We start from the raw sequence: 23,121 nt of genomic DNA, 5'->3' as shown, positions 1-23,121 counted from the left end.
TAAAAACTATAAAAACTGCTTGAATAATTTGCTGTCGTGGTTAAAGATATATCTTAATCGATTAAGTTTCAACTTGGTATTAACAATTATGATCAACAATAAAGTGCAATTAATCACCTACGCAGACCGTATTACTGGTCAAGGTATTGATGAATTAAGTAATTTATTAAATGGCCCACTTAACAATGTGTTTGCAGGTGTACATTTGTTGCCATTTTATAATCCGATTGATGGCAGTGATGCTGGCTTTGATCCTATTGATCATAGTGAAGTCGACTCGCGTCTTGGTAGCTGGGACGACATTAACGTGCTAGGTGCAAACTATGACTTAATGGCTGACTTGATTGTTAACCATGTTTCTGCACAGTCTTTCCAATTTAAAGATGTACTTGCGAAAGGCAAGCAATCTGAATTTTGGGATTTATTTTTAACTAAAGACGATGTATTCCCAAATGGCATGTCTGAGGCTGAGCAGCAAGCGATTTATCGTCCGCGTCCGGGTAGCTGCTTTACACCTATTGCCTGTGGTGATGGCCAAACCTATGATTTTTGGACCACATTTACCGATAACCAAATTGATATTAATGTGAAATCAACGGCGGGTATCGAGTATTTAAATACGGTGCTTGGCAAGTTTGCTGATAATAATGTCAACATTATTCGTTTAGATGCGGCGGGTTATGCGATTAAAGAAGCTGGCACAAATTGCTTTATGTTGGATGAAACCTTTGACTATTTAAATAAGCTTTCGGCGCAAGCAAATGAAGCGGGTATGGAAACCATTGCTGAGATCCATAGCCATTTTCAAACTCAGGTTGAAGTCGCAAAACGTGTAAATATGGTTTATGACTTTGCTTTACCACCCCTCATTTTACACAGTTTGTTTAGCAATGATGCGCAAGCATTACTGAATTGGCTAACCATTTCGCCGCGTAACTGTTTAACGGTTCTCGATACCCATGATGGCATTGGCATCATTGACGCAGGCCCAATGGGTGATAAACCGGGTCTATTAAACGCAGCGCAAATTGATAACTTGGTTGAAACCATTCATGAAAAGAGTGAAGGGCAAAGCCGCCTAGCAACTGGTGCAGCAGCAAGTAATGTCGATTTATATCAAGTAAACTGCACATATTACAATGCTTTAGGCGCAGATGACTTCGATTATTTATTAGCGCGTGCAATTCAGTTCTTCGCGCCAGGTATTCCACAAGTTTATTATGGTGGCCTGTTCGCTTGTGAAAACGATATGGAATTACTGGCTCGTACCAATGTCGGTCGTGATATCAATCGCCCTTACTTAAATGCGCAAGACATTGATGCTGCACTTGCTAAACCTGTGGTGAAAGGTTTGATCAAGCTGATTCAATTACGTAATGAGCACCCAGCATTTAACGGTGAGTTTATTGCAAAAGGTGAAGGCAGTGTGTGTCGTTTAAGCTGGCATGATGATACCAGCTCAATCGAGTTAAAAGTTGATTTTGCTAGCCGTGAAGTGATCATTGTTGATCACCGTGAAGGCGAACAACGCATTGTTGATTTGGCTGACTTTTTAGCTTAACTACTTTGACCCAATTGCAGTTGATAGTCGATTTCGGCTGTTTGCTGCTCTTTCGATAGAAACAAGGTCGCAGCAATGCGGCCTTTTTCTTCACTATTTTGATGGACAGTGGTGAGTTTTGGCACAAATCGTTGGCCTTCATCGATGCCATCAAAGCCAACAATCCTGACATCTTCAGGAATAGATAAGCCCATTTTTAATGCTTCGCGCATGGCGGCAAGGGCGATTAAATCACTCATGCACAACAACACGTTTGGTCTTGGTGTGCTGCTAAGTGCTTCTTTGGCGGCAATGCTTGCAAAGCGCTCGCTGCTTTCAGGAATATTCCATGTCCTATCATCACCTAGGGTGATGCCAGCATCGCTGATTGCTTGGTGATAACCGCGCAGTCGTTGATGAGCAATCGACTGACCTGCTTCAAACTCATGATGTTCGTATACTCGGCATAATACGTCGTTATCAAGTAAACGCAGGCCTAAAATAGCAACCCGATCATCACTTTTGTGCAGTGCATGTTTGGCAATATCAAAGCTGGCTTGTTGGTTGTTTACGTTTACTGAGGCATCGCGACCGATATTAAAATCAACCGTTACCACATGTTTTGCGACCTGTTTTAATTGTTCCACAAGTTGCTTGTTACGAGGGCGACCATAACAAATAAAGCCATCAACAAAATCGACCACGCTATTAAGGTTATCGCTGTTACCAGAAAATAATAAAAGGTTAATACCATTTTTTTCGAGTACTGCTGATACACCGCGCATAAAACTGCTAGCAACCGGATCTGATACCATATATTCAACGCTGTCTGGCAATACTAGAGCAACAATATTAAAGGTGCCTCGGCGTAATGATTGCGCCGCCTTGTTAGGGCCAAAGTAGCCGAGCTTTTTACAGGCAGCCAAAATTTCTTCGCGGCGTGCTTTCGATAATTGATCAGGGCGGTTAAACGCATTTGATACGGTGGCATTTGAAACACCTAACTCTTGGGCAATACTTTTCAGCGTCCAACTTTTTGGCTTTGTCATTGTAGGTTCTTAATCGATTTACTTAATTGTAAATTACCATATAAAGAGTCGAAAAAAAGTGTTTTTAGTCATAAAAATAGGCGTACCATAAAAGAATGAGTACGAGTGTGAGAAAAAGGCGAGTAGCGAGTGATTTCTAAGTTACCAAAATGGGTTGAGATTGGCGCATTTATTTTGGCGCTGGTGGCTGGGTGTGTGAATGCAGTTGGTTTACTTAGCTTTGAACATCAAGCGGTATCGCATTTATCGGGAACTGCCACCTTGCTTGGCGCAGATCTTATACATGGTAATAGCCTTGATGCTTTGCATTTATTAGGCGTATTACTGTCATTTTTAGTTGGGTCTGGTATTGCTGGTTTTTTGCTACATAGTTCAGCACTTAAACTAGGTCGTCATTACGACACTGCATTATTCATTGAAGCAGGGCTTTTACTGGGCGCACTTTGGCTATTGTTTAATGGCTCTGGCTACGGGCACTTTTTAGCGTCTGCGGCATGTGGATTACAAAACGCCTTGGCAACAACTTACAGTGGTGCAATTGTGCGTACAACCCATGTAACGGGTATTTTTACTGATTTAGGTATTATGTTTGGTCGGGTTTTACGTGGCGAGGCGCTTGATAAACGTAAGGCTAAACTGTTCGGCCTAATCATTATTGGCTTTATATTTGGTGGCTTAGCAGGGGCGTGGTTATTTGCAAAAATGACCTTTGCGGCGCTTTATGTGCCAAGTGCTATTTGTATTCTACTAGCCTTAACCTATCGCGTTTATTCTCATCGCAATCCAGAACTTAATGATTAGCGATACTCTTTGGGGTTGCGCCAAAGGCTTGTTTAAATACACGGCTAAAATGGCTTGGGTTATTAAAGCCTAATTGGTAACAAACTTGGCTAATTGCCTCGCCTTTTTCGAGCAGTTTATACGCTTTTTGTAAGCGTAATTGCTGTTGCCAAAGAGCGGGCGTAACACCAAATGCCAGCTTAAATTGCTGATAAAATTTACTGCGGCTCATACAGGCTATCTTGCATAACACATCAATATCAATATTCTCTGCAAGATGCTGTTCTATATAACTAATTACATGGCTTAATGGGGTTGTGAGCTTGCCTTGCTTACAACTTGCAATCATTAAATCTCGGCTTTGCTGCTGTAACAGGCGGGTTATGAGTTCATTAAGTGATAAATCAATTAAGTAATCACGGTGTTGCTCATTTTCGCTAAACAGGGAGATCATCCGCTCAAGCAGTTGTTGAGTTTGCAGGTTATGCTGTGCGTGCACTAACTTGGCTTGATATTGAAAAAAGTCATCTTGGGTAATTTTCTGGTTAAAATTAAGAGCATCAACTACTTGGCTTATTTTGTCGGTACTGATTTCAATCGCTAAACAGGTTGTTGGTTGATTAAGAGATGCATTGGGAAAATCGATTAGCACCCCTTGCTCTGGGGCAAGTACAAATGACTGGTTTGGTAAAAACTCTTCATGATAATCACTGTCGGCGACATGCATGATTTTTTTACCGCTGATCATGCCGCAAAATAATAATTCAGTGGAATGTAACGCCACTTTTTGGGCATCTAAATAGGTGTCGTAAATACTTAATTCAGCATGTTCGCCCGCAAAACTGACTTTATTTTCAATAAGCACATCAATACGTTGTCGTTTTTTATCTAAACTTCTATTGCTAACTGATGTGTTCATTGTTGCCTCGCTGTCGTCCTAAATTCTGGACAAATAGTCAAAAAGTCTGGACTGGGAATCAAGTGTGTTTTCAGTAACTGAGCTAACTTCAACTGTTAGCGGTTCATTAAACAATAACCTACCGCATAATTTAGTCAATGCTAAATAAAACACAACAATTTGAAGAGAGAACACATTATGATTTATGCAAATCCAGGTAGTGAAGGCGCAAAAGTTAACTTTAAAGCGCAGTATGAGAATTATATTGGTGGCCAATGGGTTGCCCCTGTAAAGGGAGAGTACTTTGAAAACATCAGCCCAGTAAACGGTAAAGTGTTTTGTAAAGTTCCTCGTTCATCAAAAGAAGATATCGAACTGGCACTTGATAAAGCCCACGATGCAAAAGCGGCATGGGGAACTACGTCAGTCACAGAGCGTAGCAATATTTTATTAAAAATTGCTGATCGCATTGAACAAAACCTAGAAATGCTGGCTGTGGCCGAAACCTGGGATAACGGTAAAGCAATTCGTGAAACACTTGCGGCAGATGTGCCACTCGCGGCTGATCACTTTCGCTATTTCGCAGGTTGTGTGCGCGCGCAAGAAGGCTCAATCGGTGAGATAGACGAAACCACGGTGGCCTATCATTTTCATGAGCCACTAGGTGTAGTAGGGCAAATTATTCCTTGGAACTTTCCATTGTTGATGGCTGCGTGGAAACTTGCACCAGCCCTTGCTGCGGGTAACTGTATTGTTTTAAAACCAGCTGAACAAACCCCTGCATCTATATTAGTACTGCTTGAAGTGATTGGTGACTTGTTGCCTGCAGGTGTTCTAAATGTGGTAAATGGCTATGGTAAAGAAGCGGGCGAAGCGCTGGCAACCAGTACTCGAATTGCGAAGATTGCCTTTACAGGTTCAACGCCAGTGGGTTCACATATCTTAAAATGCGCTGCTGATAATATTATTCCTTCGACGGTTGAGCTAGGTGGTAAATCGCCAAATATCTTCTTTAACGATGTAATGGAAAAAGACGATGAGTTTTTGAGTAAGGCGATTGAAGGGGCTGTACTTGCGTACTTTAACCAAGGTGAAGTGTGTACGTGCCCATCGCGTTTATTTATTCAGGAAGATATTTACGAGCAATTTATTGAACGTGTTCTTGCCCGAACTCTACAAATTAAACGGGGTAATCCACTTGATACCGAAACCATGGTGGGTGCTCAAGCATCACAAGCTCAGTTTGATAAGATCCTAAGCTACATCGAAATTGGTAAACAAGAAGGAGCCGAAGTGCTTGCGGGCGGCGAAGTCGAGCAACTGTCTGATGAGTTTAATGGCGGTTACTACATTCAACCAACGCTATTAAAAGGCACTAACGACATGCGTGTGTTCCAAGAAGAGATTTTTGGCCCGGTTATTTCAATGTCGACTTTTAAAGATGAAGACGAAGCGTTAGCCCTTGCTAATAGTTCAGAGTTTGGCTTAGGGGCAGGTGTGTGGAGTCGAAATATGAACCGTGCATATCACTTTGGTCGTAAGATTGAAGCGGGTCGTGTTTGGACCAACTGCTATCACATGTACCCTGCGCATGCTGCGTTTGGCGGCTATAAAAAGTCAGGCATAGGTCGCGAAACACATAAACTCGCCCTTGATCATTACCAACAAACTAAAAACCTATTAGTAAGTTACAGTGAGAATCCACTGGGCTTCTTTTAAAAGCAATTTCTTATTGTTGTCGAAACTACCCAAACGCCACATCTAGTGGCGTTTTTATTTTTGCGTATATGTATTTCCAAACTTACTTTTCTGTTATTAATTAACCAATTAATTAATGTTGAGTAAGGAATTTTCAATCATGATCAGAAATGTAAGGATTGAAGATAGTGATGCCATTGCTGCAATTTACAATCACTATGTTGTTAATAGTACAGTGACATTTGAAGTTGAGGCAATCACAGGTACTGAAATAGCCAAGCGAATACAGGCTAATCTTGATGCTGACTTACCTTGGTTGATTGCTGAAGCTGAAGGTAATGTCATTGGATATTGTTATGCAACACCTTGGAAAGCACGAAAAGCTTACCAACACTCAGTGGAAATCTCGGTTTATTTAGATGCTGATAGTCATACAAAGGGGATTGGCAGCCAACTTTACGCCGCTCTGTTTATTCAGTTAAAAATGCAAAATGTACATGCTGTTATGGCAGGCATTGCATTACCTAATGAAGCAAGTATCGCCTTGCATGAGAAGCATAATATGCAAAAAGTCGCGCATTTTAAGCAAGTTGGTAAAAAGTTCGGGCAGTGGATTGATGTAGCGTATTGGCAAGTTATTTTATAACGGGCATAAAAAAGCCCGGCGAACACACAAGCCAGGCTTTTCGACAACAATTTGGTTAGTCACCGCAAGTGCAGTGACTCGGAATAAAAAAGCTTAGAGAACACACAAACTAAGCTTTTGACAACAATTTGGTTGAGTCACCGCAAGTGCAGTGACTCGGAATAAAAAAGCTTAGAGAACACACAAACTAAGCTTTTGACAACAATTTGGTTGAGTCACCGCAAGTGCAGTGACTCGGAATAGAAAAGCTTAGAGAACACACAAACTAAGCTTTTGACAAGAATTTGGTTGAGTCACCGCAAGTGCCGTGACTCGGAATAAAAAAGCTTAGAGAACACACAAACTAAGCTTTTGACAACAATATGGTAGAGTCACCGCAAGTGCCGTGACTCGGAATAAAAAAGCTTAGAGAACACACAAGCTAAGCTTTTGACAACAATGTGGTTGAGTTACCGCGTGTGCAGTAACTCGGTATATAAAAAAGCCCAGAGAACACACAAGCTAGACTTTTTGTGACAACAATTCGGTTAGCGCATACACTCTCAATGGTGTGAAGCTGTTTAGCTTAAAAGCGCTGATGGGTTAACTTTAGAGTAATCCCTCTAAATCGACAAACGATTAAAATAAACCTGATAGATGAATTTTTTTAATCTATTCACATGTGAAGTCCTTTTTATTGCCATAACAATGCCTTAGTGATTAAATAGGGTGATTTTTAAACATAATAATTATTTAAAATGGATTTTTATGAAACGCTTGACGCTTTACTTTTCACTCATCTTTACAGCTCTAAACTTTAGCCCTTTTGGTGTGAATCTATGTCGCGCCGATGAGGGTCGTACAGTCACTCACTCTGAAATTAATTGGTCTGAACTTGCTATAAAAGATGTTGAAGCGGCTTATCAGTTATCGGTTATCAATCACCCTGGTATGCATGATGTACGTAATCCAGGCTTTGCTAAACAGCTTGAAAAAGCAAAGCAAGAAGGCTTAAAGCTGGCTGTAAAAGCGCATAGTTCACAAGGTTTTGCTGCGGCTATTGCACGTTTTAGAACTGTTCTACAAGATGGTCACGCGGGAGCGATTGATACCTTACCAAGTGAATTAAAACCACAAAGAAGTTGGCCGGGCTTTTCGACTGTATGGCGCGGTGATGCGTTAAAAGTGTATTACAGCGAATTAGATACAGTTGCCAAGGGTGATAAGCTCGTAAGCTGTGATAATACAGCAATTAATACTTTGCTCGTTGAGCGTGTTTTTCGCTATTACGGCGAAGTTGAGCAACCCGGTAGTTGGTGGAATCATGGCTGGCGACTAACTATTGATGACGGAAACCCGTTTTTGTCGCCGCTTAATCACTGCACGTTTGAAAAAGCCGACGGCTCTGTTTACAGCTTAAAGTTAAATTGGCGTATTAGGCCTGATGATGTCAGTGGCAAACTTAAACATGCTTACAATGGCGATAAGTTACCAATCGAACTTAATTGGCCTTTAAAGGATATTGCGTGGATCAGTATGCCAACGTATGCACCCAATGAGCAGCAACAAGCAGATTACCAAACGATGCTGAGCGCCATTGAACAGCAACATGATAAGTTAATGCAAGCTAAAGCTGTGGTACTTGATCTTCGCCATAATCAAGGTGGCTCATCGATGTGGAGTGAGCAAATAGCCTCAGCACTTTGGGGCAGTGAACAATTTAAATATGGCCGCTATAAGTTACACAAAAATACCCAAGTGTGGTGGCGAACTTCTAAAGGCAATACTGACTATTTTGGCGATGTAGTCGCAAGCTATGATACGGCTAGCCCTTGGTATCAATGGTTAAAGACAACCCACGAAAGTATGCAGGCGGCTTATGATAAGGGTGAACAATTTTATGTCGAGATAGTCTCAGCAGAGCAACAAGCAATGCCAAAAAACGCCAGTCAGTTTACCACACCCGTTTATGTGATTGTGCCAGGGCAATGTGCCAGCGCTTGTCTAGATGCACTGGATAGTTTTAAGCTGTTTGCAAACACACAATTAGTTGGCGCACCAAGTAGTACTGACTCTACCTATATGGAAGTGAGGCTCGAAACCTTACCTTCAGGTTTTGCTAAAGTCATTCTGCCGATAAAGGTTTATGTAAATAGACCACGTGAAAAAGGCTTTTATTATCAACCTGATATTAAATTCAATGAACTTGAATGGACAACTCAAGCGCTTGTTAAAATGATAGCTGAGTTGTAATTAAGCAGTATCTTTAGCTAAGCGTTTGGTAGACCCTAAGGGGAGTGACCTTGCGTGAAGAAGAGCAACACTTTTTAAATTAAATTGTGTGTTAACTGGCTAATTCAGTCACAGGCTCTTCTGCTAACCAGTTAAGGGCCGCTGTTTTTGACTTAAATACACTCATTACCATGCCAGCTCGTTTATATAAATTGCAGTAGGTATCGCTAAGCAAACTACCGCCTTCAAGCCCTTCTTTTATCACTAAAGCTGTTTTGGCCGGTGCGATGCCTTTTCGTCTAAGCTCAACAAAATACACCATTAGTTTTTCAAGCGCCCCTGGTGTTGCCATGCATGAGTTTTCAAACTCAACCAATTCAAACCATTGACCATAATCAGCGCTGAGCTTGTTGATGTAATCTTTTTGCATAAAAGAGTGCGCGTCAATAATCTCTTCGTTGAAAGGCCCTGTAGCAGTCGTTAAAAGCACATGTTCACGCTGATAAAACTCGACAAGCCCATGGGGTTTAAAATCTTTGAATGGATAATGGTTGGTTGATACTTTTTTATGCATCCGTTCAATCCCTGAATATTTAATGAGCTATTGATAATAGCAATGAAATAAATTAATTCAATCTTTAGGTTTAAATTATTGTTAAATTAATAACAAAAGTATTAGTTTGAGTTACCAAGTAGACCCCGCCTGAATATAAATTGCGTTTTGTTCAGGGCCATGGGCTACATCTAAGCCAATACTAATTCCGTAATGCTCATCAATTAAATAGCGAAAGCCTGCACCAACAGTGTCTATGGTTTCAGCTTTTGATAAGTCAGAAAAGTTATCGGCTGCCCAGCCCATGCCAGTAAACACATTGAGTTTTATTTTGTGAGTGATTTTATAGCTCGCTTCTGCTTCGGTAACAAATACATCAAGGCCTTGATAGCGAGTTGCAGACACACCGCGAAGGCTAATACTTGGCGGAATATATACCGGTAAGCGTTTCTCTCCTCGGTTATTAACTGAGTCATACTGCATGCGCAGAGCAAAATTGAATTTATCGGTGTAACGCCAGTAATTTAAGGCAGTAAGCTTTAAGCTCGTGTAATCAACTTTACTGCCAATTGCCTCATCATAATATAAATATTCGGCCTTATAATTAAAACCTCGCTCAGGGTTAAGCGGGTTATCTCGGCTATCGTATTCTATTAATGGGCCAATACCTGACGTATTTACATCAAGTGAAAGGTGGTCCTTGATAATATCGTTTTCGAGCAGAAAATCTTCGATAGGGTTTTCGGCTAAGCTTATTTCTACTTGACGATAAATCTGTTTAAAGCCGTAAAAAAAGTTACTGTCGTCATAGCGCAACTTAAGGTTTTGAAACACCGCCGGACCTTCAATATTCAACGATAATGGTGTGAGTAGCTTGATCTCGTCGAAGGTATAAAAATCAAGGTTTATACTCGCCCAGCCAACAATCCCTTGATAGCGAATACGGTCTTCATCCCAAAACGTAATATGACCAACAGCGCCGCCTTTGGTGCCATTTTTAGTGCCCATGAGGCCAACCAAACTTATACTTTGTGGCAGAGTAGAGCCGTCTTTTTTCTTCTTTTTGGCTTTCTTTTCGTTGTCATGAAAAAATAAGCCAACAACACCAAGACCAGGCCCTACAGCTGGCTCTGTAATAAAAGTCGGAATAGGTAAAAATGAAATGGGCTCATCAACTTTTTGCTGTTGATTACTTAATTGCTGCTCTGCAGGTTTTATTGCATATTCATCGTAACTTGATGCAACGCCTTGTGTGCTTAACAAACTTGCTGCAAGCATAGTTATTAATACAACTTTTTTCACTTAATCCCTTACCTTGTTGTTTATTCTTTATTTCACATTTTAATTTATAGCTGATAATTAAATTCTAGACGATGATCACCATCTATAAAGTCAACGTTTTCATTCCAATTTGCGAAATAGCGTAGATTCATACGCGGGTTAATTTGATAACTTGCTGCAAACTCATGGGTCAAAATATGACTTTGGTTTAGACCGTAGTAGTGGTCTTTATAGTTATCGCTACCGCCGATAGTTGTTAGCCAAAATGGATTGTAGTTAAGCCAAATTTTATCGTTAATAGTAATTTTTGCATACATACCCACTAAACCATAGGCTCCCATAATGGAATAACCACTGTCACGACTACCATCATCTTCTAACGTATTTTCACCGAGCGATGCACCCACACCAGCTAACGGGTAAAAGGTAAAACGCCCCATAGGTTTTAGTGCTTTTATATAGCTATACGAAACATCCATACTTTCGTCAGCAACAAGGTTGGCATTTAGGTTATAGTTGGCATCAATCTGTGTTGCACTCATAGTGCTTAAGTCAACTGAGAAGTTTCGAAAGCGGAATGAGTCAATTGAATCCGTCGTTTTGCTATCGCTCTCCCAGCCTAGCGCATCGCCATATATGCCTTTTACTTCAATCACATTCATGCCGGCAGTTGTTGCTATGCCCGTATCGTATGCTTGGCCAACTTTGAAATTGAGCCCTTTATTTGTAGCGCCAACTCCTACTTGAGTATAAACGGCCAGAGGGTCTGACATGTCTTGTACTTCTTTTTTCTCAGCCGCATGGCTCGAAGCTGCAATCATAAGGGTTAGTAAAGAGGGGAATCGAAGAGAAGTCATGTGTTTTCCTTACACAAAAGTTTGAAAAATTAATGTTTTTTAGTTTATATAAGTTGAAATTAGATACTTTTAGCTTAATAAATTCTCGACTTCAGCCTCTAAAGAGGCATCCATTTATTCCTTTCTGAAATAAAAATAGCATAAAAATAGTGACAAATGCGAGAACAAAAATCGAACAAGCCTCAGTAAATAAAACGAGGCAATCAAAAAGCACTTAAGTATTGTTTTGCTATTGTTTTTCAGTGGCTTAATAAAAATGTGTGATTTTTGTGGAAATTTGATTTAAATCGTTTTTGCCGCTTTTAGAGACTAGACTGGTTTGTTTTTTAATCTATACTGAAAGCTGCTCATCTAGAGTAAAAAGTACTATTAATGAAAAGGGATGATTTATGAAAAAACTAATAGCGGCGGCTATCTGTGGCTTGGTTTCAACGGTAAGCCTAGCAGCAGATAAACCAAACGTATTAGCCATTATGGTTGATGACGTTGCGCCAATCTCACTCAGTGCATACTCGCACGGTATGACCTACCCAACCCCCAATATTGATCGCATTGCTAACGAAGGAGCGTTGTTTACAGACCACTATGCACAACCTAGTTGTACAGCGGGTCGCGCTGCGTTTTTAATGGGGCAATTACCAATTCGAACAGGCTTAACAACGGTAGGCCAACCGGGTAACCCGCTTGGCATTAAAGAAGCCGATCCTACGCTAGCTGAATTTTTAAAAGATCGCGGTTACATGACTGCGCAATTTGGTAAAAACCACTTAGGTGATTTAGATGAGCACTTACCAACAAAGCATGGCTTTGATGAATTCTACGGTAACTTGTATCACCTCAATGTATCCGAAGAGCCTGAACAAGCGGATTACCCGAAAGATCCTAAGTTTGTGAAAAAATTTGGTCCACGTGGTGTTATCGAATCTTACGCCAACGGCAAAATCATCGATACTGGCCCACTTACTCGTAAACGTATGGAAACTTTTGACGAAGAAGTGTTAGAGCGCTCACTTAACTTTATGGAACGTGCAGTTAAAGCAAAAAAACCTTTCTTTATTTGGCATGCGTCTAGCCGTATGCACGTTTACACTCACTTAAAACCTGAAAGCCGAAACTTAGCGACGGGCATTAGTTCGGAAGAAGACGTATTTGGTAGTGGCCTGATTGAACATGACGGTCATGTAGGCAAGCTGCTTGATAAACTTGATGAGCTAAAAATTGCCGATAACACCATTGTTATTTACACCAGTGATAATGGTCCTGAGCAATCAAGCTGGCCTGATGCAGGTACAACTGAATTCCGCGGTGAAAAAATGACAACTTGGGAAGGCGGCGTACGTGTGCCTTTCTTAGTTCGTTGGCCAAACAAAATACCAAAAGGCTTAAAGCTAAATGGTATTTCATCGCATGAAGATGTTTTCCCTACAATTGCGGCTGCATTAGGTGAAAAGAACTTACGTGAAAAGCTTAAAAAGTCAGATAAAGTGTATATTGATGGTGAAAACAACCTAGCTTACTGGACTGGCAAGGCGGATAAGTCTGCGCGTAACTATTTCTTCTATTACTATGAGTCACAGCTTACAGCAGTGCGTTTTGGTCCATGGAAAATGCACTTTGCGACTAAACCAAATGGCTTATATTACGAAGACATGGTAACTCATAGCATGCCTAAGCTATTTAACTTACGTAAAGATCCATTAGAGCACTATGATGGAGTAACAGGATTTCACCAAATCATGCGTAAGAGCTGGTTGCTACAGCCAATCATTGCTAAGTTAAACGAACATGTACAATCTTTTGTAGAGTTCCCACCACGTCAAGAGTCAGCGTCTCTTAACGTGAATGAAGCAATCGAAAAAGCAAAATCACTAAACTATGGTCATTAATTATTATCCATAAGTTAAGTTGAAAAGGGCCTGTTAGGCCCTTTTTTAATACTTATTAATTGATGCTATTCATCATTTCGAGCTGTTTCACAAACTGCTCAACTTGTTGGTTACCCGGTACCAAGCGGGCGAGGTTTCTGGCATAAAACAGCGCTTGTTTGTAGTTCTCTTGTGCCACATACCACTGTGCCAAACTGTAGCTAATATCCGGGTTATTTGGTGTTAGATTAAAGGCGCGCTCAAGGGCTGATATGGCTGCGGGCATATTGCCTAAATCTTGTAACAGTAACGCGTAGGTATACTGATAGTTTGCATTTTCTTGTGCGAACTGCGCGGCTTTTTGTAAATGGTTAAGGGCCGTGTCTTTTTGTTTTGTGCGAATAAGGCTCATTGCAAGGGCATAATGAATATCGCCGCTTTCTGCATTTACGTCTAAGCCTTGTTTTAAGATGGTTTGCGCTGCTTTTTCATCACCTTGATTACGATATAAATCTGCTAAATTGACATAAGCAGGAGCAAAAATAGGCTCAACACTGATTGCTTGCAGGTAATGTGCTTTGGCTTGCTCAGGCTTTTGTAATGTGAGCGCCAAATTGCCTAAATTGGTATGGGAATAGCCACGCTCTGCTTGATACTGTTGAATGCCTTTGTACTCATCAAGGGCTGCATTTAAGCGTTTGCTGTCTTGCTCATTAAGACCCGCCGGAAATGGCTGAATTAACATGGCCGCCAGTGCTCTTGCAGCTTCGGCTCTGATGGGTAAATGTTCATCATCTAAAAGCGGGTTTAATAGGCGCCAGCGCTGATTGATATCAAATGGCATAGCCGCTTCAATGGCGGCTTGGCGTTTTAATGGTTCGCTGTCTTTTACTGAGCGAGCAATCGCAACGACAGCATTATTATCAGGGCTTGCTGCTAAGCGGCTTAATGCTGAAGCGCGAATAATCTCAGGAAAGCTTTTATCTTGCACTATTTTGGTCAGCATAGTTGAGGCATTAGGTAAACGGTTATCGGCGGCATAAAATGCCTCAGAAAAATGCGCAGTGCCAAGGTGTTTTGAATGAGGATGCCAGTCTTTTATTTTGGCAACCGCCCACTGCGGTGTCTTATCTTCATGGCAGCTATTACAGGCATTTGGGGCCTTGGTTTTTAATGTTAAATCTGGGCGCGGTACCCGAAAGCTGTGGTCGCGCCTTGCATCAACTTGCATATAAGTAGTAGTGGGCATATGACAATCAACACATTGGCTGCCTGTACTTGCCACTTTATGACCGTGATGTTTAGGCGTATCGAACACCTCTTGGCTATGACATTGCGTGCAGGTTTGATTACCCGGTAGCTTTAATTTACCCGAATGGGGGTTGTGACAGTTACTGCATGTTACCCCGGCATTGAACATTTTACTTTGTAAAAATGAGCCCCAAACATAGTCTTCGTCCCACACTTGACCATCAACGTGATAAAGCTCAGGAGTCAGTAATGAGCCTTGAAAGTGTTGTAAAAAACTATGAGGGTCTTTGCGGTCGTCGAGTTGTGAGCGGCGTGAGTGACAGGTTGCACACACTTGCACTTGCTCGCTTTTTACCAGAGGCTGCACGCTCTGCATACTGCCATCAGCGTGTTGAGTAAACAGTGGGGTTTGCTTTTTAATATTATGCGTAAAACCCTTATCGGCAATACTGCTATCGCCATCAGCCCATTTTAAATGAGCTTGTGTATCGCCATGGCACGCTTTACAGCTCACGTTAATACTTGAATAAGTTGAATCAAAGCTATTTGTTTTAAGATCAAATTGCTTTTTGAAATCCGTTGAATGGCAATCGGCACACATGTGATTCCAGTTTTGGCCTTTTTGCGACCAATGAAATAGGTCATGTTTTTTCTGCTCAGGATGCAGTACAAACCAGCGCTGGCCACCGTTTGTTTTACTGCGTGAGTCCCATGCAAATGGAAACAGCTGAATGTGGCCTTGACCCATATCAAACATGTATTGCTGCAATGGCTCATAGCCAAATGTGTATAAAACAGGGTAAGCAGTCAGCTTGCCCTCAAGGTTTGGCATGCTTATAAAAAGTTGTTGGTCTTGTTGATAAAAGCGCGCTTGCTGGCCTTGATAGTCGAGGGTTTGTTCGTTGAAATTACCAAGCACTGAAGCGGGAGTGGCTTTTTCCATAGCATGAAAATGATGGGAGGTTTGCCAGTCTTCAACTTGGCTTTGATGACAGTTCACACACTGGGGTTCTGCAAATGCACTAAATGCGAAAAAGCTGCATAACAGCCAAGCCAATCTTATCACTGAATAAATCCTTTTTATTTTTACCACATGCACTTAGAGTTATATCAGTTTGTTATTGATAAGCAAAGTCAGGTAGGCAAACAGCAGCAATAAAATCAGGGATGTAAGGTGAAATAAAAAGAAAAAGCCCGAGAAACTCGGGCTAAGTAAGTTATAGACTTTTCTTCGGTGGCAGCGCGACGTTAGCAAAGATAAGCCCCGCCACTAATGACATAAATATCAAGAAGGTTTGTTGACCAATATGTTCGGCATACACGAAATCTTGACCTTCAATCAATGAGTTCAAACCAATATAGGTTTTACTGCCTGGCACCAATACTATCAAGCCTTGCATGGCAACAATGGAGGCGGGTGCATTAGCAACACGGTTAAACAAGTTACTGAACACTCCAACAGATAAAGCGCCAACAAATGTGCCCAATGTGTAGTCTAGATACATGGCAGAACCAATACTTGTGCCATACGCGATAAAGCCAGAAGCAATAGACCAACCCGCATGCTTTAGTTTGGTTCTAAAAATGACAATTAGGCTGCTACAGAGCATGAATATAGCAAGCCATGCGGTCCATTTTGGTAAAGGCTCTGGTTGCACGTAGTCTGCTTGACCAAAAATAGCGAAGCCAATACCAATACCAATGAAAGCACCAAAATACAGCTTAAACAGCAGCATGAATGAGTCCATCACCCGTGCTGTACCAGACACCAAGTGCCTTGCTGCAAGCTCAGCTAATCCAAGTGCTAATGCTAAACCGGGTATAAACACAATGATGGCTGAAAGCACCACCAATCGAATGTTTATTTCGGCGTCTAGGTAAACACTGACCGCACACGCGATAATTGCAGAAACAATGGCAACTAAAGGCTCAAGCATATGCGCAACGCGTTTTGAGCGTGTTGACCAAAGCACAAACAAATACACCACTAAGGTGATCAGTGCTGACCAAAATACATCATTCCAGCCTGTGCCCATTAACATGGCAAATGCACCGCCAGAGGTTGCAAAAGCAACGCCGGTCATAAATCTATTATATGGGTTTGGCAGGTTATAAATGATGTCGAGTTGTTTATCGACCTCTTGTAGCGTTAGCTCACCGTTGAGCATTTTGTTTACTAAGTCATCGGTATCTGCCAGCGAGCCTAAGTCGTGATCGCCCGGATCAACACGCGCAACATGGGTGTACTCTTCTTCGTGACCATCTGTCCAAATAACAAAGGTGACAGATGTTGGCGACATAACAAAAGATGATTTTAAGCCGAGGTAAGTCGCAACTTCCATTAAGTGCGCTTCTAGTCGGTATGCAGGTGTACCGTATTTATGAAGCATTTTGCCAAGCTTCACGATAAATTTTCGTTTTTCAGTAAACGTTGCGGTTTTCAAAGGCGTTTTGAACCAAAGGTTAAATTGTTCAGTTAAGGATAGACCAAAATTCAATAAGATATAGTCTAATAGCAAGACTATATCGCTTAAATTGACCAGCGCGATTTTAGCGGCAAAAGCCGCTATGTCTAGTGTTATTTACGGCAAAATTACTTATTTTTTGCTTCAATCCACTGCGCCATATATTGGGTCGAACGCATGGTGTGATGTTTGAGCATTTGGCCTGTAAAATTTAGCTCTCTATGCTGTGCTAATGACTCACTAATAGCGGTAATTTTAGCGATTAACTGCGATTGAAGTTTTGATTTGTCATAATATTTTTGCAATAACAGCTGGCCATTTTGCTGTGCCTGAGTAAATAACGCTTCATCTTGATAAAGTGCCACTGCTGCATCAGCAAACTGCTGTGCATCTTCACAGATTGCACCTGACCATGGTTCGTCTTGATGCATGCCTTCACTACCAATTGGGCTTGTTACGCTTGGCGTTTGCATGATCATCGCTTCGAGTAACTTGCCTTTAATACCCGCCCCAAAACGTAGTGGCGATAAACACACACGGGCATCTTCCATTACTTTATAGGCATCATCTGCCCAGCCCTTAATTAAAAATCCGGTTTTCGGATTGTTAAGCGCTGTCGCCTTTGGTGGCGGGTAAGAGCCATAAATGTGGAGTTCGGCATCAGGTAATTGCTTGCGGATCAGCGGCCAAATTTGTTGTAAGTACAACACAGCATCCCAGTTTGGCGCATGACGAAAATTACCTATGGTCATAAAGTGTTTGCGCTCAGCAAATGCTTTGGTGCTGGTGGGAATATGCTGTAAATCAACCAAAAATGGTAAGTGGTGAAGTAGGGCGCTATCGACTTTGAAAACGTCATTGAGCAGCTGCATCTCGTAGTGCGAGATAATTAAGCTGATGTCTGAGCGTAAAATAGCCGCGATTTCTCGTTTTGCAATATCACTGTGTAAATCGCTATGGCTGAATGCTCGACCTGCTTTATGAGCGTCGTGGCGGGCATTTCTTAGGCACTGTAAATCTTCGGTATCAAGAATCTTAAGTGCATTAGGGCAGTATTTATCGACTCGCCAACCGAACTGCTCTTCCATCATAAAGCGGTCAAACATCACAATATCAGGGTTATACGCTTGCACGTACTCATCAAAGCTTGAGCAGTTTAATGCAATGACCTGTGTGGTAATGCCATCTACGCTGAGATCCACCATGTGCTCGGTTTTTTGCGCGGGGCTTGCAAATTCAACTTGCCAGTTTTCTGCGCGAAAGGCGCGCAGGAGTGACATCATGTGGGTGCCGGCTGCCGACGAATTAGGCTCAGGCCATACATAGCCGATCACTAACACTTTTTTCATTGACTTGAGTCTCGTATTTTTAAGTTAACATCCACCAAAGTGCGAACTGGGGGTGTTGATTTATCTAAGAGTTCTTTTAACACCTGACAGGTGCGTTTACCGATTTCATCGGCATTAATGGCGATGGTTGAAAGAGAAGGCAGCATTAAGCGCGAATCTTCTAAGTCATCAAAGCCAATAACTTTGATATCTTGACCCGGCTCTAGGCCGTGTTGACGCATTGCTTCAATCGCGCCATAGGCAATCACATCATTAAAACAGACAATGGCTTTGGTATTTGGTGCTTGCTCTATAAGGGTATTAAAGGCTTCTCGGCCCCCTTGGCGATTTGTCGGCGCTTGAATAACGGGTTTTTCATCGGTGATATTAAATTGATCAAGCGCAGACAAAAAACCACTTAACCGTTCATGGTAATCAGATATTTCTGCCGTGCCGCCTAAAAAGGCTATTTCTTCAATGCCTTGTGATAAAATATGGCTGGTTGAAATGTGCGTGCCTTTTTTGTTGTCAGGCAAAATACACGGCGCTGCTGAAAACGGAATTTCACGCATGATATTAATAACCGGAAAGCCGCTATTTATTAAATCATCCTGCCACTGCTGTTGTGTGCCCGGAGCCGGACACATGATGAACGCCGAAACGTTGTATTCTTTTAAGGTTTTTACCACTTGGGTTTGTCTTTCTACACACTCTGCAATATTCACGAGCATTGGCAGCATGCCAAGTTCAAAAATGTGTTTTTCGAGACCAACAGCAAGCTGAGCTGAATAGGGGTTGGTTAAGTCGTTTATAACCAACGCAACGAGGTTTGAGCGTTTGCTGCGAAGTGCTGCAGCATCACGGTTATACACATAACCAAGCTTATCAATGGCAGCCAGTACTTTTTCTTTACTTTTTTTACTGACCTTATCACTGTTGGTAAGGACCAAAGACACGGTTGATTTTGAAACTTGCGCTTGTTCAGCAACATCCCAAATTGTGACTTTGCCTGTCGATTTTTTCATTTTTATTAGCAAAAAGTGGTGAATAGAGTGCTTTTATTTTAGCGTAATTTAGCAGTTTAAGTCACTGATTGGCTGCTAAAAGAGTCGAAACTCTTTATGAAATGCTGCAAACATGTTCTACTTGTTTACAGAATAGAAAATAAAAACGAAAAAGGAACGAACATGAAAGCATTCAAATTGCTTTTTGCGCTGGTCATTGGCGCAGCTGTTTGCACACCCAGTTTTGCCAATCAAGGTTATCAAACCCCATCGCCTGCACTGGCTGCTGTGGTTGATGCTAAGCTTGCACCGAGTAGTTATTTATCCAATGATGGTCAGTGGTTGGCGTTATTTGATAGAAAACGCATCGATACCTTACAAGACTTAGCCAAAGAAGAGTTAAAGCTTGCAGGTATTAAGCTTAATCCAGCTAATTTCTCGCGCTCGAGAGAACGAAATAAATTTACATCTTTAGTGCTTAAGCATGTCGAAACCGGTTCTGAAATTGTTGTGTCGGGTTTGCCAAACGGTATTTTACGTTCACCAAGTTGGTCAAGCGACAGCCAGTACTTGGCGTTTGTGGTTGAGCAAGCAACGAGTGCTAATCTATGGGTTTATAATGTAAGTACTAAACAAGCCCGCCAACTCAGTGATACCTCGCTGAACTCGGTTTTAACCAGCACACCTTACACTTGGCTGCCAGATAGTAGCGCCATTGTTGCTAATGCCGCGGTCAATATTGGTAAAACGCGCATCAGCAATGACAGCACGCAAGTCGTGCCGGTTATCCAACAAAGCAGTGGGGAAAAAGCACCTGCGCGTACTTATCAAAACTTGCTAACTAGCCCATATGATGAAGCGCAATTTAAATTCTTTGCACAAAGCCAATTGACTTATATTCCGCTCAGTGGTCAAGGCCAACCAATTGGTCAACCGGGCTTAATTAAATCGTTTTCGGTCTCGCCTGATTCTACCAATATTTTGGTTGGTATGATTGATGAGCCTTTTTCGTATCAAGTGCCTTACAGCCGATTTGCTGCAACTTGGCAAATTTGGGGCATGCGTGGCTATACGCTAGCAGAGCTTGCGAAGCAGCCTTTAGCTGATAACATTCCACAAGGCTATGACAGTGTTAGAACCGGTCGCCGTGATTTTCAATGGCGAGCAGATCAAGGGGCTGAGGTCATTTGGGCAGAAGCGCAAGACGGCGGCGATATGAAAACCGACGTGCCTTATCACGATCACCTTTATAGCCTAAGAGCACCTTTTAAACGTGATGCACAGTTATTTGCTAAAGTCGAACGCCGATTTGATTCAATCGCTTGGGGCAATGGCAATGTTGCTTTGTTATCTGAGTGGCGCTTTAGCGACCGACAAGAGCGCGTCTTTGTAATTCAACCGCGTAACGCAGATAAAAACCGCGTGCTATTTTCAGAGCGCAGCTATAACGATGCTTATAAAGATCCAGGTTACCCAATCTATGAAAAGAATGATTTAGGCGCTGACGTATTAAAAGTTGTTGGCGGGCGTTATCTTTTCTTACGTGGTAATGGTGCCTCTGAACAAGGCAATATTCCGTTTTTAGACCGTTATGATGTAAAAACCAATACCACAACACGCGTTTGGCAATCAGAAGCGCCATATTATGAGCGTGTGCGTGCCATGCTTGATGACGAAGGCGAGCGTTTAATTACCATTCGCGAATCTAAAACTGAGCAACCTAACTTCTTTATTCGCGACCTAGACGATAATACCCTGACCCAACTTACGACTTTTGAGCACCCTTACCCAGAATTTAAAGGAGTGACTAAAGAGTTAATTCGATACAAGCGTGATGACGGCGTTGAGCTTAGTGGTACGCTTTATTTGCCGCCGGGTTATGATGCAACTCAAGGCCCGTTACCAGTTCTAATGTGGGCTTATCCGCTTGAATATAAAGATAAAGCCGTTGCGTCACAAATGCGCGAATCGCCATATGAGTTTACTTATATCGGTTATTGGGGACCAATGCCTTATCTTGCAAAAGGTATTGCCGTATTTGACGACCCGAAAATGCCAATTGTGGGTGTTGACGGTAAAGAGCCGAACGACTTATTCCGTAAGCAGCTGGTGGCAAGTGCTAAGGCTGCGGTAGATGTACTTGTTGAAAAGGGTGTGGCAGATAAAGACAAAATTGCGATTGCCGGTCACTCTTATGGTGCCTTTATGGTGGCGAATTTATTAGCGCACAGCGACTTATTTAAAACCGGTATTGCCCGCAGTGGTGCTTACAACCGCACCCTAACGCCATTTGGTTTCCAAGGTGAAGAGCGTGATTTTTGGCAAGCGCAAGATGTGTATGCGGCTATGTCACCGTTTTTCCACGCTGAGAAAATCAATGAGCCTATGCTGATGATCCACGGTCAAGAAGATCCAAACTCGGGTACCTTCCCAATGCAAAGTGAGCGTATGTACGCTGCATTAAAAGGCCTAGGTAAAGAAGCCCGCTTAGTGATGTTACCTTATGAGGCGCATGGCTATCGCGCTCGTAAGAGCTTGCTGCATGTACTTTGGGAGCAAGAGCAGTGGTTAGATAAATACTTATTAAGTGACGAAAAACCCGCAGAGCCAGTTGCCGCTGACGGTGTTACTCAGTAATTATTTAGTTACTTATATAAAAAATCCCCGCCCTTTAAGCGGGGATTTTTATTTTAAAGGTAGTGTTTTTGTTATTATTAGAAGCCGCTTTAAAAGAATCGATTTAACAATGAGCCGAGTATTTATTTAACACTAACTCTGGGTAATCGGTTTTAATTGCTCGCTTAACCAATCAATAAATACTCGGGTGCGCCTTGGTAAGTGACGTCGATTTGGGTAGACGATATTCATAGGCATGGGTGGTAAATTGTAGTCAGGTAAAACTTGGATAAGTTCACCACGGCTGAGCTCGTCGAGAACTCCATGACGAGGCACTTGAATAAGGCCAAGCCCTGCTAAACACGCTGCTTTATAAGCATCCGTATTGTTGACTGTGAGCTGTGATTTCATGGTGAGGGTTTGCCAATCGCCTTGTGTATCCTGGTATTCAAAGCCGGGGTCAAGTTGACCGAGTGTTTGGCTATAGCGAACAATGTAGTGCTCGGCTAAATCGCTAAGCTTTGTGATGTTGCCAAAGTTTTTAATATAACCTGGGCTTACACAGTTAATCATCGGGCAGTGGCCAATTCTTTTCGCAATCAGCGATGAGTCTTCTAATTGACCGACTCGTACTACACAATCAAAGCCTTCTTCAATTAGGTTAACTCGTCTGTCAGAACTACTCAGTTCAATCTCTAATTGTGGGTGTGCAGATAAAAAACTGTCTAGATTCGGCAGCACTAAGCGTCTGCTAATTGGCTGTGGCATATCTACTCTAAGACGCCCTGATAACGCTTCGTCTTTTTTATGAAAAAGGGTTTGTAGTTCGTCTATATCAGCAAGCATATCTTTGCAGCGCTGATAAAAAACTGTGCCTTCGTTGGTCAGCGTGACTCGCCTTGTTGTGCGGTTTAGAAGCCGAGCACCTAACGTATCTTCGAGTTGTTTGACCAACTGCGAGACAGATGATTTAGGCATGCTCAGTGCAAGTGCTGCAGCCGAAAAGCTTTTTAGCTCTGCAACCTGAACAAAGGTTTTCATGGCATTTAGTTCATTCATGATTGTTTGTTATTTACGAA

At 42.0% G+C, this 23,121-nt stretch carries 17 protein-coding genes; 7 read left to right on the top strand and 10 right to left on the bottom strand.

The window, feature by feature from the left end:
* Positions 1–88 precede the first annotated feature (88 nt).
* A complete protein-coding gene (gene gtfA, locus NH153_RS04155) occupies positions 89–1,561 on the top strand; it encodes a sucrose phosphorylase (RefSeq protein WP_063701284.1) in 1,473 nt (490 codons plus the stop codon).
* On the opposite strand, the gene NH153_RS04150 is transcribed toward gtfA, so the two are convergent.
* On the bottom strand, positions 1,558–2,589 hold the full coding sequence (locus tag NH153_RS04150) for a LacI family DNA-binding transcriptional regulator (protein WP_063701281.1): 1,032 nt from the start codon (positions 2,587–2,589) through the stop codon (positions 1,558–1,560). The genes gtfA and NH153_RS04150 overlap by 4 nt on opposite strands.
* Positions 2,590–2,718: 129 nt before the next feature.
* On the opposite strand from NH153_RS04150, the gene NH153_RS04145 reads away from it, so the two are divergent.
* Entirely contained in the window at positions 2,719–3,390 is a 672-nt protein-coding gene (locus NH153_RS04145; protein WP_063701278.1) for a YoaK family protein, read from the top strand.
* Here the strand turns inward: NH153_RS04145 and NH153_RS04140 are convergent.
* Positions 3,380–4,288 carry an AraC family transcriptional regulator gene (locus NH153_RS04140; protein WP_063701276.1) on the bottom strand — a complete coding sequence of 303 codons (909 nt, stop codon included), beginning with the start codon at positions 4,286–4,288 and terminating at the stop codon, positions 3,380–3,382. The two genes, NH153_RS04145 and NH153_RS04140, sit on opposite strands and share 11 nt — an antisense overlap.
* 177 nt (positions 4,289–4,465) lie before the next feature.
* Here NH153_RS04140 and exaC point away from each other — a divergent pair, with 177 nt between their 5' ends.
* From exaC to NH153_RS04125, 3 genes are all read left to right on the top strand, one after another.
* Positions 4,466–5,986: an acetaldehyde dehydrogenase ExaC gene (exaC, locus tag NH153_RS04135; RefSeq protein WP_063701273.1), complete on the top strand. Its 1,521-nt coding sequence runs from the start codon at positions 4,466–4,468 to the stop codon at positions 5,984–5,986.
* 139 nt (positions 5,987–6,125) lie between these two features.
* The gene (locus NH153_RS04130) at positions 6,126–6,611 is read left to right on the top strand and encodes an arsinothricin resistance N-acetyltransferase ArsN1 family B (protein WP_063701270.1); all 486 of its coding nucleotides are present in this window, start codon (positions 6,126–6,128) and stop codon (positions 6,609–6,611) included.
* Between the two features lie 747 nt (positions 6,612–7,358).
* Positions 7,359–8,843 (top strand): S41 family peptidase, encoded by a 1,485-nt coding sequence (locus NH153_RS04125; protein ID WP_063701267.1) that lies wholly within the window; start codon positions 7,359–7,361, stop codon positions 8,841–8,843.
* A 91-nt stretch (positions 8,844–8,934) separates the two neighbouring features.
* Here the strand turns inward: NH153_RS04125 and NH153_RS04120 are convergent, their stop codons facing one another.
* From NH153_RS04120 to NH153_RS04110, 3 genes are all read right to left on the bottom strand, one after another.
* Positions 8,935–9,396 carry a hypothetical protein gene (locus NH153_RS04120; protein WP_063701263.1) on the bottom strand — a complete coding sequence of 154 codons (462 nt, stop codon included), beginning with the start codon at positions 9,394–9,396 and terminating at the stop codon, positions 8,935–8,937.
* A gap of 111 nt (positions 9,397–9,507) precedes the next feature.
* Entirely contained in the window at positions 9,508–10,677 is a 1,170-nt protein-coding gene (locus NH153_RS04115; protein WP_233999077.1) for a BamA/TamA family outer membrane protein, read from the bottom strand.
* Between the two features lie 44 nt (positions 10,678–10,721).
* The gene (locus NH153_RS04110) at positions 10,722–11,513 is read right to left on the bottom strand and encodes a hypothetical protein (protein WP_063701259.1); all 792 of its coding nucleotides are present in this window, start codon (positions 11,511–11,513) and stop codon (positions 10,722–10,724) included.
* 389 nt (positions 11,514–11,902) lie between these two features.
* Between NH153_RS04110 and NH153_RS04105 the strand changes: the two genes are divergently transcribed.
* Positions 11,903–13,399, top strand: coding sequence for an arylsulfatase (locus tag NH153_RS04105; RefSeq protein WP_063701256.1), 1,497 nt, complete (start codon positions 11,903–11,905; stop codon positions 13,397–13,399).
* A gap of 55 nt (positions 13,400–13,454) precedes the next feature.
* Here NH153_RS04105 and NH153_RS04100 read toward each other — a convergent pair whose 3' ends face one another.
* The 4 genes from NH153_RS04100 to NH153_RS04085 all read right to left on the bottom strand — a co-directional run bounded on the left by NH153_RS04100 (position 13,455) and on the right by NH153_RS04085 (position 19,447).
* Positions 13,455–15,695 (bottom strand): CDC27 family protein, encoded by a 2,241-nt coding sequence (locus NH153_RS04100; RefSeq protein WP_063701253.1) that lies wholly within the window; start codon positions 15,693–15,695, stop codon positions 13,455–13,457.
* Between the two features lie 151 nt (positions 15,696–15,846).
* The gene (locus NH153_RS04095) at positions 15,847–17,073 is read right to left on the bottom strand and encodes a threonine/serine exporter family protein (RefSeq protein WP_082873990.1); all 1,227 of its coding nucleotides are present in this window, start codon (positions 17,071–17,073) and stop codon (positions 15,847–15,849) included.
* Positions 17,074–17,222: 149 nt separating this feature from the next.
* A complete protein-coding gene (locus tag NH153_RS04090) occupies positions 17,223–18,443 on the bottom strand; it encodes a glycosyltransferase (RefSeq protein WP_063701250.1) in 1,221 nt (406 codons plus the stop codon).
* On the bottom strand, positions 18,440–19,447 hold the full coding sequence (locus tag NH153_RS04085; protein ID WP_063701247.1) for a LacI family DNA-binding transcriptional regulator: 1,008 nt from the start codon (positions 19,445–19,447) through the stop codon (positions 18,440–18,442). The genes NH153_RS04090 and NH153_RS04085 overlap by 4 nt, the downstream gene beginning before the upstream one ends.
* A 162-nt stretch (positions 19,448–19,609) precedes the next feature.
* On the opposite strand from NH153_RS04085, the gene NH153_RS04080 reads away from it, so the two are divergent.
* The gene (locus NH153_RS04080; protein WP_063701242.1) at positions 19,610–22,063 is read left to right on the top strand and encodes a S9 family peptidase; all 2,454 of its coding nucleotides are present in this window, start codon (positions 19,610–19,612) and stop codon (positions 22,061–22,063) included.
* A gap of 132 nt (positions 22,064–22,195) precedes the next feature.
* On the opposite strand, the gene NH153_RS04075 is transcribed toward NH153_RS04080, so the two are convergent.
* Positions 22,196–23,101, bottom strand: a complete 906-nt coding sequence (locus NH153_RS04075) for a LysR family transcriptional regulator (protein ID WP_082873986.1) — start codon at positions 23,099–23,101, stop codon at positions 22,196–22,198.
* Between the last annotated feature and the right edge of the window lie 20 nt (positions 23,102–23,121).

The sequence above is a fragment of the Pseudoalteromonas gelatinilytica genome (assembly GCF_001641615.1).
GTDB lineage: Bacteria > Pseudomonadota > Gammaproteobacteria > Enterobacterales > Alteromonadaceae > Pseudoalteromonas > Pseudoalteromonas gelatinilytica.
The sequence above is the reverse complement of the archived record's forward strand: the minus strand, read 5'-3'. Positions and strand labels throughout refer to the sequence as shown.

Excerpts from the sequence above, each read along its gene's own strand:
- gtfA (WP_063701284.1), top strand. The coding sequence starts at position 89 with ATGATCAACAATAAAGTGCAATTAATCACCTACGCAGACCGTATTACT.
- NH153_RS04150 (WP_063701281.1), bottom strand. The coding sequence starts at position 2,589 with ATGACAAAGCCAAAAAGTTGGACGCTGAAAAGTATTGCCCAAGAGTTA.
- NH153_RS04140 (WP_063701276.1), bottom strand. The coding sequence starts at position 4,288 with ATGAACACATCAGTTAGCAATAGAAGTTTAGATAAAAAACGACAACGT.
- exaC (WP_063701273.1), top strand. The coding sequence starts at position 4,466 with ATGATTTATGCAAATCCAGGTAGTGAAGGCGCAAAAGTTAACTTTAAA.
- NH153_RS04130 (WP_063701270.1), top strand. The coding sequence starts at position 6,126 with ATGATCAGAAATGTAAGGATTGAAGATAGTGATGCCATTGCTGCAATT.
- NH153_RS04125 (WP_063701267.1), top strand. The coding sequence starts at position 7,359 with ATGAAACGCTTGACGCTTTACTTTTCACTCATCTTTACAGCTCTAAAC.
- NH153_RS04120 (WP_063701263.1), bottom strand. The coding sequence starts at position 9,396 with ATGCATAAAAAAGTATCAACCAACCATTATCCATTCAAAGATTTTAAA.
- NH153_RS04110 (WP_063701259.1), bottom strand. The coding sequence starts at position 11,513 with ATGACTTCTCTTCGATTCCCCTCTTTACTAACCCTTATGATTGCAGCT.
- NH153_RS04105 (WP_063701256.1), top strand. The coding sequence starts at position 11,903 with ATGAAAAAACTAATAGCGGCGGCTATCTGTGGCTTGGTTTCAACGGTA.
- NH153_RS04090 (WP_063701250.1), bottom strand. The coding sequence starts at position 18,443 with ATGAAAAAAGTGTTAGTGATCGGCTATGTATGGCCTGAGCCTAATTCG.
- NH153_RS04085 (WP_063701247.1), bottom strand. The coding sequence starts at position 19,447 with ATGAAAAAATCGACAGGCAAAGTCACAATTTGGGATGTTGCTGAACAA.
- NH153_RS04080 (WP_063701242.1), top strand. The coding sequence starts at position 19,610 with ATGAAAGCATTCAAATTGCTTTTTGCGCTGGTCATTGGCGCAGCTGTT.
- NH153_RS04075 (WP_082873986.1), bottom strand. The coding sequence starts at position 23,101 with ATGAATGAACTAAATGCCATGAAAACCTTTGTTCAGGTTGCAGAGCTA.